The 15,764-nt window shown below is 38.7% G+C and carries 16 protein-coding genes; 15 read left to right on the top strand and 1 reads right to left on the bottom strand.

Translation table 11 applies throughout. The features are described from left to right. Positions 1–186: 186 nt before the first annotated feature. From nagA to CEQ21_RS08665, 12 genes are all read left to right on the top strand, one after another. Complete coding sequence (nagA, locus tag CEQ21_RS08720) at positions 187–1,392, top strand: N-acetylglucosamine-6-phosphate deacetylase (protein ID WP_185764278.1); 1,206 nt, start codon at positions 187–189, stop codon at positions 1,390–1,392. Further along, positions 1,392–2,144, top strand: coding sequence for a glucosamine-6-phosphate deaminase (gene nagB, locus CEQ21_RS08715; protein WP_185764277.1), 753 nt, complete (start codon positions 1,392–1,394; stop codon positions 2,142–2,144). The genes nagA and nagB overlap by 1 nt, the downstream gene beginning before the upstream one ends. Continuing rightward, entirely contained in the window at positions 2,141–2,857 is a 717-nt protein-coding gene (locus CEQ21_RS08710; protein ID WP_185764276.1) for a GntR family transcriptional regulator, read from the top strand. The genes nagB and CEQ21_RS08710 overlap by 4 nt, the downstream gene beginning before the upstream one ends. A gap of 4 nt (positions 2,858–2,861) precedes the next feature. Continuing rightward, positions 2,862–3,782, top strand: coding sequence for an N-acetylmuramic acid 6-phosphate etherase (gene murQ / locus CEQ21_RS08705; protein ID WP_185764275.1), 921 nt, complete (start codon positions 2,862–2,864; stop codon positions 3,780–3,782). Positions 3,783–3,858: 76 nt separating this feature from the next. Continuing rightward, positions 3,859–5,316: an N-acetylglucosamine-specific PTS transporter subunit IIBC gene (gene nagE / locus CEQ21_RS08700; protein ID WP_185764274.1), complete on the top strand. Its 1,458-nt coding sequence runs from the start codon at positions 3,859–3,861 to the stop codon at positions 5,314–5,316. A gap of 448 nt (positions 5,317–5,764) precedes the next feature. Then, positions 5,765–6,103, top strand: coding sequence for a DUF2294 domain-containing protein (locus CEQ21_RS08695; protein ID WP_127735710.1), 339 nt, complete (start codon positions 5,765–5,767; stop codon positions 6,101–6,103). A 221-nt stretch (positions 6,104–6,324) separates the two neighbouring features. Next, positions 6,325–7,368: an ABC transporter substrate-binding protein gene (locus CEQ21_RS08690; RefSeq protein ID WP_185764273.1), complete on the top strand. Its 1,044-nt coding sequence runs from the start codon at positions 6,325–6,327 to the stop codon at positions 7,366–7,368. Between the two features lie 18 nt (positions 7,369–7,386). Further along, positions 7,387–8,316 (top strand): nucleoside hydrolase, encoded by a 930-nt coding sequence (locus CEQ21_RS08685; protein ID WP_185764272.1) that lies wholly within the window; start codon positions 7,387–7,389, stop codon positions 8,314–8,316. A 23-nt stretch (positions 8,317–8,339) separates the two neighbouring features. After that, on the top strand, positions 8,340–9,161 hold the full coding sequence (locus CEQ21_RS08680) for an ABC transporter permease (RefSeq protein WP_185764271.1): 822 nt from the start codon (positions 8,340–8,342) through the stop codon (positions 9,159–9,161). 6 nt (positions 9,162–9,167) lie between these two features. Then, positions 9,168–9,956: an ABC transporter permease gene (locus CEQ21_RS08675; protein WP_127735698.1), complete on the top strand. Its 789-nt coding sequence runs from the start codon at positions 9,168–9,170 to the stop codon at positions 9,954–9,956. Between the two features lie 16 nt (positions 9,957–9,972). Beyond that, positions 9,973–11,034 (top strand): ABC transporter ATP-binding protein, encoded by a 1,062-nt coding sequence (locus CEQ21_RS08670; protein WP_185764270.1) that lies wholly within the window; start codon positions 9,973–9,975, stop codon positions 11,032–11,034. Positions 11,035–11,046: 12 nt separating this feature from the next. Beyond that, positions 11,047–12,756 carry an adenine deaminase C-terminal domain-containing protein gene (locus CEQ21_RS08665; protein ID WP_185767202.1) on the top strand — a complete coding sequence of 570 codons (1,710 nt, stop codon included), beginning with the start codon at positions 11,047–11,049 and terminating at the stop codon, positions 12,754–12,756. A 46-nt stretch (positions 12,757–12,802) separates the two neighbouring features. Here CEQ21_RS08665 and CEQ21_RS08660 read toward each other — a convergent pair whose 3' ends face one another. Then, on the bottom strand, positions 12,803–14,296 hold the full coding sequence (locus CEQ21_RS08660) for a peptide MFS transporter (protein WP_185764269.1): 1,494 nt from the start codon (positions 14,294–14,296) through the stop codon (positions 12,803–12,805). A 290-nt stretch (positions 14,297–14,586) separates the two neighbouring features. Here CEQ21_RS08660 and CEQ21_RS08655 point away from each other — a divergent pair, with 290 nt between their 5' ends. The 3 genes from CEQ21_RS08655 (at position 14,587) to CEQ21_RS08645 (ending at position 15,645) form a co-directional block, all read left to right on the top strand. Further along, positions 14,587–14,703 carry a DUF4023 family protein gene (locus tag CEQ21_RS08655; RefSeq protein WP_185764268.1) on the top strand — a complete coding sequence of 39 codons (117 nt, stop codon included), beginning with the start codon at positions 14,587–14,589 and terminating at the stop codon, positions 14,701–14,703. Positions 14,704–15,067: 364 nt separating this feature from the next. Beyond that, positions 15,068–15,277, top strand: coding sequence for a heavy-metal-associated domain-containing protein (locus CEQ21_RS08650; RefSeq protein ID WP_185764267.1), 210 nt, complete (start codon positions 15,068–15,070; stop codon positions 15,275–15,277). A gap of 92 nt (positions 15,278–15,369) precedes the next feature. Continuing rightward, positions 15,370–15,645: a YqhV family protein gene (locus CEQ21_RS08645; RefSeq protein ID WP_185764266.1), complete on the top strand. Its 276-nt coding sequence runs from the start codon at positions 15,370–15,372 to the stop codon at positions 15,643–15,645. Positions 15,646–15,764 lie beyond the last annotated feature (119 nt).

The raw sequence follows: 15,764 nt of genomic DNA, 5'->3' as shown, positions 1-15,764 counted from the left end.
GTAAATAGCCTTCATTTATAATTTGTCTGTAAGCGGTTTCTGATAAAGTGGCTGTTTTGAAAGATAATCTAAGAAAATTCTAGCAATATTGCAGATATTTGCTAGAATTAATACATGTTAAGATAACTGGTATAGACATCTAGTTATATAGTTTTTAAATAAATTAAAGTAAGAAGGGATTTTGTTATGTCAATCAAGAGTACTGGCGAGTCTTTACTTCTTAAGGACTTAATCATTTATACAGAAGATGAAGTTATTTCCGATGGCTTCTTGCTTATCGAACAAGGAAGCATCCAGTCTTATGGGAAAACTGCTGATTGGAAAGACGAGAAAGCGGATGTACAGACAATATCTTTTCCAAAGGGGAGCAAACTAATTCCCGGGATGATTGATATTCATATTCACGGAGCAAACGATGCTGATGCGATGGATGGGACAAAGGATGGTCTTGCGACAATCGCAAGTATTTTGCCATATGAAGGAACAACTAGCTTCTTGGCAACAACTATGACACAAGGGCAAGAAGAGATTGAAGCTGCTTTAGAAAGCATTGCTGCCTATATGAAAACGGCCAATGGTTCAGGTAAAGCAGAAATGCTTGGAGTTCATCTCGAAGGCCCCTTTATTAATGAAAAGAGAGCAGGTGCACAGCCGCTAAATGCTATTAAGCTGGCAGATATTGAGCTTTTTAAGAAATGGAATGCACTGGCTTGTGACCATATCCGCCTTGTAACATTAGCGCCTGAAAAAGAAAATGGGCTAGAGTTGGCAGCTTATTTAAAAGAAAATGGCATTGTTGCTTCAATGGGGCATACTGATGCTGTATATGAAGAGGTCGTCGATGCGATTAAAGCGGGAGTGAATCATGTTACCCATTTATATAATGGGATGAGAGGCTTCCATCACAGAGATCCTGGAACGGCAGGTGGTGCACTCCTTCATGATGAGCTGACAGCAGAGATGATTGTCGATGGAGTTCATATTCATCCGGAAATAGTCAAACTGACGTTTAAGCAAAAAGGCAAGGATAATATTATCTTAATCACTGACAGCATGAGAGCAAAATGGCTTGAAGATGGAATTTCCTCACTCGGCGGCCAAAAGGTGATTGTTAAAGATGGTAAAGCTCTGTTAGAAAGTGGAGCCCTTGCTGGAAGCACGTTAAAAATGAACGATGCTCTTACTAATATGATGGCATTTACAGGCTGTTCCTTAGAGGATGTCATCGTAATGGGATCCTATAATCCTGCAAGACAGATTGGTGTTTTGGATAAAAAAGGAAGTATAAAAGCAGGGAAGGACGCGGACTTGGTTGTATTAAATGCAAACAATGAAGTTGTCTTGACTATATGTAAAGGAATAATCGCAACAAAATCTGGAGGTGCATTGTAATGAGATGGATTGAAGTAGATAACTATGAACAAATGAGTGAGCAAGCAGCAGAGGTTGTTATTAATCTGGTGAAGGAAAAGCCAGAAGCTGTAATTGGATTGGCAACTGGAGGAACACCTGCAGGAACCTATAAACGTCTTGTAGAGGATTATAAGCAAAATACAACATCTTATGAAAACATTAAAACAGTGAACCTAGATGAATATGTCGGGTTAGAAAAGAACAGTGATCAAAGCTACACCTATTATATGGATAAGCATCTGTTCGATCATATCAACCTGAAACGAAAAAATATTCATCTTCCAAAGGCAGAAACACCGCCATATGAGCAAGATGCAAAGGATTATGAGCAACTGATTAAAGATTTAGGCGGAGTGGATCTTCAAGTCCTTGGGATTGGCGAGAATGGCCATATAGGGTTTAATGAACCTGGAACGCCCTTCTCCTCAAAGACTGGTGTAGTTGAATTGGATCCATCGACAAGAGATGCCAATGCAAGGTATTTTGAGAATAAGGATGATGTGCCGACACATGCTATTTCAATGGGGATATCGACCATTATGAAAAGCAGAAAAATTATTTTACTGGCATCAGGGGCAAAGAAAGCACCAATATTGTACAACCTCTTTAAAACAGAGGTGACAGAGGATATTCCTGCCTCTATTTTGAAGGAGCATCCTGATGTAACTATAATTGCAGACAGTGAAGCATTGGCATTATTGAAGGAAAAAGAAGGAAGTGTTAACCGTTGATTATTAAGGATTCCCATATTCCAATCTATTTTCAGCTGGAGATGGAAATCAAGGAGCTTGTGAAAGGACTTAATCCAGGTGATCCAATCAGCTCTGAACGAGAATTCTCAGAGAAATATGATATAAGCAGAATGACTGTCCGCCAAGCAATCAATAATCTTGTTAATGAAGGCATTTTAGTTAGAAAGCGGGGCAAGGGAACATTTGTCGCAGAACAAAAGGTTGAGCAGCCCCTTTCCGGATTGACGAGCTTTTCAGAGGATATGCGATCAAGAGGATTAAAGCCGTTAACGAAAATTCTTTCCTTCCAGCAAATAAGTTCGGACAAGAATATTGCCGCAAAGCTGAAGATAACAGAAGGTGTGCCGGTATATGAAGTGAGCCGGCTGAGGCTTGCAGACGAAAGTCCAATGGCACTTGAAATATCTTATTTACCGGCAAATATCATCACTGATTTAACAGAAGAAACTGTTCATGCATCTCTTTACGAATATATTGAAAATGAGCTGGGGCTAAACATCAGTCATGCAACACAAACACTGGAGTCATCACTTGCTCAAAAAAGCGAATGCTCTATTCTGCAAATTGAAGAAGGCGACCCTGTTTTACTTATCGAGAGGTTCAGCTATTTGCAAAACGGTGAAGCATTTGAATATGTTAAATCGATTTACAGAGGAGATCGTTATAAATTTGTCATCGATATGAAGAGGTGAAACTATGAACAAATTAACAGGAACCGAGCAACAAAACCCTCACAGTATTGGGTTGGATGAATGGTCTTCGTTTGAGATTGTGCAATTCATGAACAATGAGGATAAAGGAGTTGCAAAGGCAGTCCGCGGGGCCCTTACCCATATAAGTCATGCTGTTGATGCAATTGTTGAAAGATGGCAGCTCGGAGGTAGATGCTTTGTTATCGGCGCAGGAACGAGCGGGAGATTAGCTGTGGTTGATGCAGTCGAACTAGTCCCGACGTTTTCCATTGCGCAAAATAGGTGGATTCCCCTCCTTGCAGGCGGATATGAGGCGATGTGGAATTCTCTTGAGGAAACAGAAGATGATGATAGCTGGATTATTACTGCCCTGAAAAACCATTCCTTAACGCAGGCAGATGTTGTTATCGGAGTAACTGCGAGTGGCTCAACGCCTTTCGTCCTTGCTGCGGCTGAATACGCAGCTGACCTTGGCGCACTTACAGTGGGGATAAGCAATAACGAGCGTACTGCATTAACAGCAACCTGTGATATTGGGATTGAGGCGCCGACAGGACCAGAGGCTATACGGGGTTCAACAAGGCTTAAGGCGGGAACTGCCCAAAAGATGATTTTAAATATGCTGTCAACTGCAACGATGACAAAGCTTGGCAAAACGTATCAAAATGAAATGATAGATATGAAGCTGATTAACAGGAAGCTTGTAAACAGAGCTGTGCAGATGCTAATCAACATGACAGCTGCAACAGAGGAAGCGGCGCGAGCAGCTCTTGAGGACACAAACCATGATCTAAAATCAGCTGCTTTTATTCTATTGACAGGCGGCACATCAACGGAGGCAAAGACTTTTTTAGAAGCCACAGGTGGTCATTTAAAAAAAGCAATTCAACAGTACTTTCATGATGTGAAGGACAAAAAACCTTAAATATAAAGTAAAGGTTTCATACTGACAGTATTTAGAGAGAGTATTTTTATTTAAGAAACTAAAGGGGAAAAAAATCATGAAAGCTTATTTGCAAAAACTTGGTCGAGCTTTAATGCTGCCTGTAGCTGTATTGCCAGCGGCAGCGATACTTATGGGGATAGGTTATGCAATCGACCCTTCTGGATGGGGAGCAGACAGTCCAACAGCCGCTTTTCTAGTTAAGGCTGGTTCTTCCATTCTTGATAATATTCCATATTTGTTTGCAGTAGGAGTAGCGTTAGGGCTATCGAAGGACAAGGACGGTTCTGCTGCATTAAGTGGTTTAGTTGCTTTTCTCGTTATTAAAACATTATTATCCACAGATTCCGTCGCAATGCTTCAAGGCATTAATCCGGAAGATGTGAATGTTGCTTTTACCAAAATTGAAAATGCCTTTATTGGGATGCTTTCCGGTATTGTTGCATCCGTTATGTATAATAAGTTCAGTAAAACACAGCTTCCCGCTGCATTTGCGTTTTTCAGTGGAAAAAGACTTGTGCCGATTTTAAGTGCTGTTAGCATGCTAGTAGTTGCAGTTATTCTATTGTTCTTATGGCCGGCAATTTACAGTGGCTTAGTAACATTTGGAACACAAATCAGTAAACTGGGAGCAATTGGAGCTGGCTTGTATGGCTTCTTCAACAGGCTGCTTATTCCGACAGGTCTCCATCATGCCTTAAATGCTGTATTTTGGTTTGATTTAGCTGGAATTAATGATATAGGGAACTTCTGGAATAGCAAGGGAGAAAAAGGTGTGACTGGCATGTATCAAGCAGGCTTCTTCCCTGTGATGATGTTCGGTTTGCCAGCAGCAGCTTTAGCAATGTACCATACAGCAAAAACGAAACGAAAGAAGCAAGTTGCATCCCTTATGCTAGCAGCAGGTATTGCGGCATTCGTAACAGGTGTGACAGAACCAATTGAGTTTGCCTTTATGTTCGCAGCACCAGGACTTTATTTAGTTCATGCAGTGCTTACTGGCTTCTCCTTGGCAATTGCGGCTGCCTTCCATTGGACAGCAGGTTTTTCCTTCAGTGGAGGTTTAATTGACTTTATCTTAAGCTCAAGACTGCCACTTGCGAACAAACCGTACATGCTGATTGTTCAAGGCTTAATATTCGCTTGTATCTATTACACACTGTTCCGTTTTCTTATCACGAAGTTTAATTTGACCACACCAGGACGTGAAGAAGAAGAAACAGCAGAAGAAGCGCTTGTTACAGCACCAATAAATAACGACAATAAGTTTGCTGTTATGGCGACAGAAATTTACGACGGCTTGGGCGGCGATGCAAATGTCGCATCTGTTGATAACTGTGTAACAAGATTAAGAATAGAAGTGAAGGATATGAATACAGTTAATCAAAACAAAATTAAAGCTACAGGCGTGCCGGGAATCAATATTGTCGGGCCGACAAGCATTCAAGTAATCGTCGGTACACAAGTGCAATTCGTAGCAGACGAAATTGAGAAGATTAGACAGGAAGAAAAATAAGCCTTAGTTGCATTAAAAGATTGGAGATATATTGTTATAAATGTCTCGATTGATGCAGTTAGGTGAAGCTCCTTTAAGTAGTTCATACTGTCGAATGAGCAGGATTCCCAAGAATCCTGCTTTTTTTTGAAAAAAGTAATTTTCTAAATAATTTAATAATGATATGATGTAACAATATTAAAATGGACTAGGTGAAGGAAATCAAGGTCAGATATTCTGACAAGTACCTCGAATTTTTGCATGATACAGGATAAAATATACGACTAAGAGTGCTTTTTTCTTTAATTTCTATGTGTATAATAATGAAGTTTTAGTTTGTATAGTTCGTATTTTGACTTAAAAAACAATGTTTGAATCTGTTTTTTTATATTTTTTTAATTAAAAAACGCACATTCTATTGTAAGTAGATAAAAAGGTATGTATAATACAGATATAAATTGGTTGGCAGGTGATTATCATAGATTCGAATGAAATGAAGAGATTGCTTTCTCAAATCTATAATAAAGTATCAAAAGATTTATTTGGTGCTGGCACCACTTTGCTGAAGGTAACAATCGACCAAAACATAATAACCTTGCAAGCTAAGCATCCGAGAGCTTCAAGATCTGCTGCATTAGAAGGTGAAGTACCAAGCTTAAAGCTTGAAGTGGACTTTCATCTGTCTCTGTTGTTCAAGAAAAAGTTTAGAACTCAGGTCGAGGAACAAACCGGTTGGAATATAGAAGCTATATTAAGAGATTACGATTCATTCACTCAATTTGCCTTTACAAATATTGTCTTGAAATAAAATATTGGATTTTTGCTTGGATTTATCTGAGTGAAACGCCGAAATATAAAGACTAAAGATAGTTTTCCCTTTGTTTATCAAAGAAAAGACAATCTTAAGTAGAAGAATGATTCTATTTAAGATTGTCTTTTTTTGTTCTGCTTTTACCAGCAGGATAAAAAGGGGAATATAAGCCGCAATTATATAAAAAAATAAACAATAAAAAATTGGAGGGGCTCGTAATGAAGAAAATTATTCAAGCAGTTGCAGCATCATCTTTACTATTATTAGCAGCATGTGGTTCAAACGAAGGTTCTGAAAGTGAAGGAAAGGAAAAACTGGTTGTTTCCACATGGGGATTCAATGAGGACTTCTTCCGTAAAGAAATATATAAGCCATTTGAAGAGGAAAACAACGTAGAAATCGTGTTAGACACAGGTAATAATGCAGACCGCCTTAACAAAATTAAACAAGGCAACTCAGATGTAGATGTTATTTTCCTTTCAGACTATTATGCACAGCAAGGCATTCAAGATGGCCTATTCGATACGATTGATCGTGAAAATATTCCTAACGTAGATAAAATCTATGATGTCGCTAAAGCTCCACTAGGAGAAGAATATGGACCTGCTTATACTATTGCCCAGTTCGGAATTGCCTATAATCCAGATGAGTCTCCTATAGAAATCACTTCTTGGAAGGATTTATGGAGCGCTGATTTGAAAGGCAAAATCACAATCCCAAGCATCACTTCAACAACAGGACCAATGATGGTAGATATAGCGTCGATGGTAAAAGGTGAAGAAACATTTAATGAGAATGCAGCATTCACTTCCTTGAAGGAAATTATGCCAAGTGTTGTGAAGGAATATGGACAAACTTCAGAATATGTTAACATGTTCGCGCAAGGTGAAATAGCAGCTGGTCCGATTATGGAAATGTATTTTGCTGACTTGAAAGAAGCTGTTCCAAATGCAGAATTTGTCACACCTGATGAAGGCGGTTATGCAGTTATGAACACAATGAACGTTGTAAAAGGTACTGATCAAAAGGAACTGTCTGAAAAATTCATAAACTATATTCTTGGTAAAGAGGCTCAAGAGAAATCAGCAAAAAATAAAGTTGATTCCCCAGTTAATGTTGAAGTTCAATTGTCAGATGAAGAAGCAGAAGGACTAACATACGGAGAAGACTTAATCAACAGCCTTCATACGATGGATATGAAATTTGTTAACGATAATCTTAAAGGTTGGATAGATCGCTGGAACAGAGAGCTAATCCAATAAGAGTAGGAGGAATCTAGCATGCCTGAAAAGCTAATACTTGATGTGGATACAGGAATAGATGACGCAATCGGCATCCTTCTTGCCGTTAAAAGCAGAAAATTCGACCTGTTAGGAATAACGACAGTAAACGGAAATGTTTCTTTAGATGCAGCGACCGTTAATACATGTAAAATTCTTGATTTGCTTGAAGAAACAGAAATACCCGTTATTAAGGGGGCGGAAACGCCACTTTTCCGAGAACCGTTTTTCGAACACCGCATTCATGGAGAGGATGGGCTTGGAGGCGCGTTAAGAGATATTCCTGCAAGCAATAGGGTTAGTGATGGCTTTGCGCCAGACTTCATCATTAACTCTATCTTAAGTTTTTCCGGAGAGGTCACACTTGTTTGTACTGGACCTCTTACAAATTTAGCTTTAGCGGTTAAGAAATGTCCTCAAATAACGAAGCATGTCAAGAAAGTAATTTTCATGGGCGGTGTAGTTAAGGGCGTCGGCAATATAACACCTACAGCTGAATTTAATGCATATGTGGACCCGGAAGCGGCAAAAATTGTCCTTCAAGCTGGTTTTCCGGCCATTGTCCAGGTTGGATTAGATGTCACAAGAAAGGCGTTACTGACTAAGGAGCATATCAGCAAGCTGACAAATAAAAAGCTTGCAAGTTATATAGAAGAAAGCACAAAAGACTATCAAGAGAAATATTATTCTCGCTACGGCGTGCATGCATGTGCCATGCACGACCCGTTAGCGGTTGGGATTGCTTTAAACAATACAATTGCTGTGACAGAAAAGCATTATGTTGATGTAGAAACGAAAAGTGAGTTATGTGATGGCCAGCTCGTTTGTGATTTTCAAAATCGTTTAAACAAGCAGCCTAATTTGGAAGTATGTCTTGAAGTCGATGCAGAAGCTTTTTTTGCAATGTTTATTAAAATCTTAAATTCTTAAATTAAAAAACAGGGAGTGATGAGATGAAGAAAAGATATCTATACCTGTTGCTTCTGCCAGGATTGCTGTTTTTGACTGTGTTTATGGTTATTCCAATCTTATCCATGATTGGGACAACCTTTCATGATAATGGAACACTTAGTATAAAAGGGTATGTTGATTTCTTTAAAGATGATTATTTCATCAAAATTTTATTAACGACATTGCGTGTCAGTCTGTTGACGACGATCATTTGTATACTGATCGGATTTCCGGTTTCTTATTACATTTCTAAGCTTCAAGCCCGAAAAAAAGCAGTATTCCTGCTGTTAACGATTTTTCCGCTGTTAACAAGCCCTGTTGTGCGCTCTTTTAGCTGGATGATCATTATCGGGAAAAACGGGGTTCTCAATAAGCTGCTTTTAGGAGCAGGGCTTATCAACGAGCCGCTTGAGATTCTTTATACACCAACTGCTATCATTATCGGTCTGGTGCATTTGTTTCTTCCTTTAGTTATCGTCACGCTTGTTGGAGTAATGGAGAATATCGAAATGGATTTGCTGCAGGCTGCAGAGAGTCTTGGTGCATCCAAGCTCGGTGTCTTTTTAAAGATTGTCGTACCATTATGTGTACCTGGGCTTGTAATTGGCAGCATTCTAGTGTTTGTCGGCAGCTTTACAGCCTACACGACACCAGCATTATTAGGCGGGAAGCAGAGAGTTATTTCCACGTTCTTATATCAAAATGCGATTACATTAAATGATTGGAAGCTTGCATCTATTGTGGCAACAATCATGATAGTTGTGACCTTTATAATCATTTCCATTATGAATGGAGCAGCAAAAAAACTTAATCCGAAGGGGTAGAGGTGTATGCAGGAAAAGAATAGAGGATTGGCCCTGTTTACATTCCTTGTTTTTGTTTTTTTACTTGGGCCATTGCTAATAATTTCAATAACTTCTTTTGAGGGCGGAAGCATTTTAAAGTTCCCTCCAGAAGAGTATTCATTTAAATGGTATGAAAATATTTTTAAAGTAGAAATGTTCTTGAGTACTTTCAAGACATCTATCATCGTTTCAATCGCAGGGAATATTCTTGCATTGTTGCTTGGTGTTCCGGCGGCATATGCATTAAGCAGATTTGATTTTGCAGGTAAGGGAATTATTAATGGAATCTTTGTTTCACCAATTCTTATCCCAGGAATTGTGCTTGGTTTTTCGTTTTTAAGATACATTGTTGTAGCATATGAATTGCCGATTTATACATCCCTTTTTATCGGCCATACGGTCATTATGCTCCCATTTATCATTCGCGTCATTTCGTCCAGCTTAACTAATTTTGACTTCTCTATTGAGGAAGCAGCACTTAGTTTGGGAGCAAGCAGAATCGGTACATTTTTTTCAATTGTTATCCCGAATATTAAGTCAGGTATCATTGCGGCAGTTATGATTGCCTTTTTGGAATCATTCAATAACGTTGATATCTCTGTGTACATGACAGGACCGGGTGTGAGCACATTCCCAATTCAGATGCTGTTGTATGTTGAGAATTACTTTGATCCAACAGTCGCGGCAATATCTGTATTGCTTATGATTATCACCGCATTGTTTATGTTTATCGTAGAGCGATTGATGGGATTATCCTACTTTACAAAAAGATAGAAGGGAATGAATAAGGATGGCTTTGTTTACATTACAAGACATATCTGTAGCATATAACAAAAAAGAAATCCTTAAGGATTTTAATCTTGAGATAGAAAAGGGGCAGCTTGTATCCTTGCTTGGTCCAAGTGGTTGCGGTAAAACAACAACACTTCGTTTGATTGCCGGCTTCCTGCAATCAACAAATGGCAAGTTTTTGTTTAGAGATAAGGATTATACAAAGGTTCCGGTCAATAAGCGGAACTTCGGATTTGTGTTTCAGAATTATGCTTTGTTTCCACATTTAACTGTTGCTGATAATATTGCGTTCGGTCTTCGTTTGCGTAAAGTTTCAAAGGCAGAGATAGAAAAGCGCGTCGCACGAATGTTAGAAATCGTTAATCTAGAAGGATTTGGAAAAAGATTTCCTGGAGAGCTTTCAGGTGGGCAAAGACAGCGGGTAGCAATCGCAAGAGCACTAGTAATTGAGCCAGATATTCTGTTGTTCGATGAACCACTGAGTAATTTGGATGCTAATTTACGTGTCAATATGCGTGTGGAAATAAGAAGAATTCAACAAGAGCTTGGCATAACAACAGTGTATGTTTCACATGACCAAGAAGAATGCTTCTCTATTTCTGATCAAGTTGCGATTATGAATAAAGGTGTCATTGAACAATTAAGTAATCCCGCGACAATCTATAAATATCCTGCAACAAAATTTGTGGCAGATTTCATTGGCTTCAAAAACTTCATCGAGTTTGAGAGCAGAGAAGATAAAGGGGAGCTAGTCGAGCTTCAAAAAAATGGCCGTGTATTTACACTTGATCTGCATGAACATATGAGTCCGAATAAAAAGGTAGGAGCTATCCGTCCAGATGACTTCATTCTTGCGGAATGGAATGAAACACAAGTTCTTCCATCGAACGGAATACCAGGCAAAATAAAAATAACAACATTCCTCGGCAGAAGCTACCAATATGTTGTCAGCACACCAATCGGTGATTTCACTGTCAATAAGGAAATGATAGCACCGTATCAGGCTGGACAAGATGTGGTCTTAATTATTCCAAAGGATCAAATGGTGCTTGTAGAATAGGAGGGATCAATGATGAAAGTCGATTTGCTAATAAGAGAGGCAATGGTTTACAACAGCTATTTCAAGCAATTCACAAAGGGAAATGCAGCTGTTAAGGATGGCAAGTTCTTTTATATTGGATTAAAAGGTAATGAAACCTTTGAGGCAGAAGAAACAATAGATGCAAATGGCATGTATTTAGTACCAGGCTTGATTGATATCCATCTTCATATAGAAAGCACAATGGTAACACCAGCAACCTTTTCTTATGGATTGCTGAAGAATGGTGTAACAACGATTGTACCAGAGCCTCATGAAATGGCAAACGTGTTTGGAATAGCAGGTGTGAAAGAGATGATTAAAGCAAGCAAGAACTATCCTTTGGACATGTTCTATGCTATTCCAAGCTCGGTTCCTGCAACTAGCATGGAAACAACTGGTGGTGCGATAGAAATAGAAGATATTGAGGAACTGCTGCAAACAGAGGATATAAAATGTCTTGGAGAAATCATGAATTATTATGATGTTATTTCCAAGCCAGGCGGAAAAACAAATCAAATATTAGCATATATAACAAAGAACTATCCAGAGCTGATAATTGAAGGCCATGTTCCGAAGCTGCTTGATCTTGAGTTGCAGATGCTTTCCTTTGCAGGCGTAACTTCAGATCATACGCATCAGACTGTTGAAGGAATGAAGGAGCGTATTGCTATTGGCATGTTCCTTGAAATTCAGGAAAAATCTATGACAAATGAAGTGATGAATTACTTGCTGGAGCATCAAGTGGATGAGCATTTTTGTTTTGTGACTGATGATGTGATGGCAGATTCCTTGCAAAACAGAGGTCATTTAAATGTTCTCCTCAAAAAAGCCATCGCAATGGGAATGTCCCCAGAAAAAGCGATTTATGCTTGTACCTATACACCAGCTGCTAGAATGAGAATGTATGACAGAGGAGCAATTGCACCAGGTAAGCTCGCAGATTTTCTGTTAGTTTCAGAGCTAGACAGCTTCCACATTCAAAAGGTGTATAAAAAAGGTAAAAAAGTATACGATGAGACAATTTCCTATGTACAGGAAGCAAGCAGCCGCCAATTCCCTGATAACTTCTATGAGAGTGTTAGTATGGGCAAACTGGAAGAGGCAGATTTTGATGTTAATCTTCCGCAACAAGACGGCAATGTAACTTGCCGCACGATGAACGTGAAAAACGGCTCTACCTTTACAGAAGAAAAGCATGACAGCTTACTTGTTGTAGCAGGAAAGCTGCAATGGGAAACAAGTGCATACGGACTTCTTGCAACATTTGAACGATATGGAAAAAACGGCAACAGTGCAAGAGGCTTAATCGGCGGCGATATTCTCAAAAAAGGTGCTGTAGCAACAACCTATTCCCATGATAATCATAATCTCCTTGTGCTCGGTCAAAATAAGGAGGATATGGTGATAGCTGCAAATGCAGTAATCCAGCAGCAAGGCGGTATTTGCTGTGTCCTTGATGGCGAAATCCTTGCAAATGTACCACTGCCTGTTGGCGGTATTCTTTCAGAAGAACCATTAGCGATTATTTCCAAACAAGTAGAACATTTAACAGCAACAATGCACACGCTTGGCTATGAACATTATAATGCGATTATGTCATTAAGCACATTATCACTACCAGTCAGCCCAGCATTAAAAATTACTGATCACGGATTGATTGATGTGAATAAAGGAATGGTTGTTCCTTTGGTGGTTAAGTAGCAAAAAAAAGAACTAGATCATTGATCTAGTTCTTTTTTTACGGCTATTATTTAATGCCCTTCATCTTGTTTTGAATCGCTGGTGCTAGAAGGAACAATACAATGGCTAATACGATCGAACAGCCACCAATAATACCGAAGTACATCATTTCTGTTTTTTCAGAGTAGAATTTAACAATCTGTGCATTTAACCCTTGAGCTGCAGCATTTGACAAGAACCATAGGCTCATTGTTTGTGCAGAGAATGCAGCCGGTGCTAATTTAGTCGTTGCAGATAAACCTACAGGAGATAAACAAAGCTCCCCGATAACAACGATGAAATAGCTTAGTACAAGCCATAAAGGATTAACTAGTGAGCCAGCTCCGCCGAAATAAGCAGGAAGCAGGATTACTAGGAAGGAAAGACCTGCAAACAGCAATCCGATTGAGAACTTCTTAGGTATGGACGGTTGACGATTGCCAAGCTTAACCCATAGCCATCCGATAATTGGTGCAAACACGATGATAAATAATGGGTTCAGTGATTGGAATAATGTTGGTGACAAGTGCATGCCAGCAAAATCAAGCTGTGTCCGCTTGTCCGCATATCCTGCAAGAATTGTTGAACCTTGCTCCTGAATTGCCCAGAACATAACAGATGCTAAGAATAACGGAATATATGCAATCAAACGGGAGCGTTCGTCAGATGTCGTTTTCGGACTGCGATACATTACCGTAATGTAGATAGCTGGAATCAAGAAGCCAAGAATTCCTACCACAATAGCGAATGTGTCAAATGTAAGAATGCCAGCAGGAATAGTAATTGCTAAAATGATGGCAATAATAACAATGCCAATCCCTATGATTGTATAAACCTTTTTCTTTTCAGTAGCAGATAACGGATTGGCAACAATTGTCCCTGCTAAACCAAGATTTTTTTTCTTTGTGAACATGAATACTAATAGTCCGATAAACATCCCGATTGCAGCAAGACCAAAGCCTAAATGGAAGCTTGTGTTCATGCCGATTTCACCGACAATTAGAGGTGAAAGGAATCCGCCAAGGTTAATACCCATGTAGAAAATACTGAAGCCAGCATCGCGACGATTGTCCTGCTGTGAATAAATATCTCCGACAATACTTGATACGTTTGGCTTAAGTAAGCCTGTACCAATTACGATAAGCACCATTGATACAAAGAACATGCTGATGCTTCCTGGTACTGCTAAAACAATATGACCAAGCATGATGAAAATTCCGCCATAAAATACTGCTTTAGAAGTACCAAAAATTCTGTCAGCCAACCAACCACCGATGATCCCTGACATATATACAAGCGATCCGTAAATGGAAGTAATGGCAAATGCAGTAGTTTCCGGAATGCCAAGTCCGCCCTTTGTTACTTCATAGTACATGTAGTAAACAAGGATAGCCTTCATCCCGTAATAGGAGAATCTCTCCCAGAACTCTGTGAAAAACAGAGTGAAAAGTCCCTTTGGATGACCAAAAAAACCCTTTTGTGGAACACTGTCCACAATTTTCTGTTTATTTAAGTCTAGCATTATTATGAACCTCCTCTAGTATTCTAATATAATACTGAAAAAACAGATGTTTTGTCAAAAAGATTTTTAATATATCGAACAATATTGTGCGATAAAGGATTAAACATGTTTTACCAATTTTTATTTCGTGATAGTTTTCTGTAGTTTATCGTAGTAATTTGTTATTTTGTTATACCTATATAAGTTTTTTAGGGATAAATTGGTATAAACGGAAATGTGAAGAAATAGAATTTAATTTATCACATTCGGAAAAATTAACAAATGTTTATATTCTAGAGGAGGTGTAAAGCATGAAGGATACAAGTGAATTTGTAGCAAATTTAAAGGAAAACACCAAAAAGCAAGAGAAAAACAAACATAAAGGAAAAGGCCATCCAGAGAGCAGCCTTCCTAACAAACAGCATTAATTAAAGGGTGTCCATTTTATTCAAATGGGCACCTTTTTTTATTCGATTATTTTCGGATAAGCACCACCTAACCCTATTTGCATAATGTAATGAGGGTTGTTAAGGGAGGAATTAGATGAAGATTGAGCGAGTAGTAACATATTATGGATATGATTTGCTCATAAACGAGGAGCTACATAAAAAATGTCTGAACTGTCAAAAGTGGTATGTATTTTCTGAGGAATTAGGCTGTTGTGCGAATTGCATCAAGGTTATTCAACATGGCAAAAGCCGTATATCTTCAACAAAAAAGAAGGCATGTTTGTAAGTCATAACGGGTACTCTACTTACTATACAAAGAATATATGGAAGGGAGTACTACAAAATGAAGGAAATGACTGTTTATTTACAGGAGACGACAAATGCGCAACCAATTGAAACATTGGAATCAGCATTGTTAAATACGAATGGAATAGAGAGAGCGCTTGTTGATGTGTCAGACGGTGAAGTGAAAATTATGTACCATGAGGAACAGATTACGAAGGAATCTGTTTTGGAGAAAATAAAAGAGCAAGGTTTTCACTCCGTTAATTGATATCCTTATCTGCCAATAGAAGAAAACATGTCCTATAAATCTTGAAAGTGCATATACTTATAGTAAATTTGCTAGACTTACAGGAGGAGAGTATGTTTTCTTTATTTGAAAAGGCAGTGTTAGGGATGGCTTCGCTTAGACTGCTGTCAGGCTGTATAGAAATAACGGCAGCAATGTTAATGCTGAAAGCCAATCAAATAGAAAAAGCCCTTATTATCAACAGTTCCCTTGCAATCGTGGGACCGCTGATACTTATTGCAACAACAACGATCGGTCTGTTTAGCATCGCCGATAAAATATCCTTTGGAAAAATGCTATTTGTGCTGACAGGAGTTGGCTTTATTCTGTACGGAGTAAGAAGCAGTTAAAAGGAAGAGCGACCCTAATTAATTTCAGGGCTCGCTTTTTTTATTGCCTAAACGATAAAAGCTTTTGTTCACTTTAAGAATAGTTTTTACAACTGCCTTGCAGTGATAATATTTTTAAT

This window comes from Niallia circulans, assembly GCF_007273535.1.
GTDB lineage: Bacteria > Bacillota > Bacilli > Bacillales > Cytobacillaceae > Niallia > Niallia circulans_B.
This window is presented reverse-complemented; position numbering and strand designations above follow the sequence as displayed.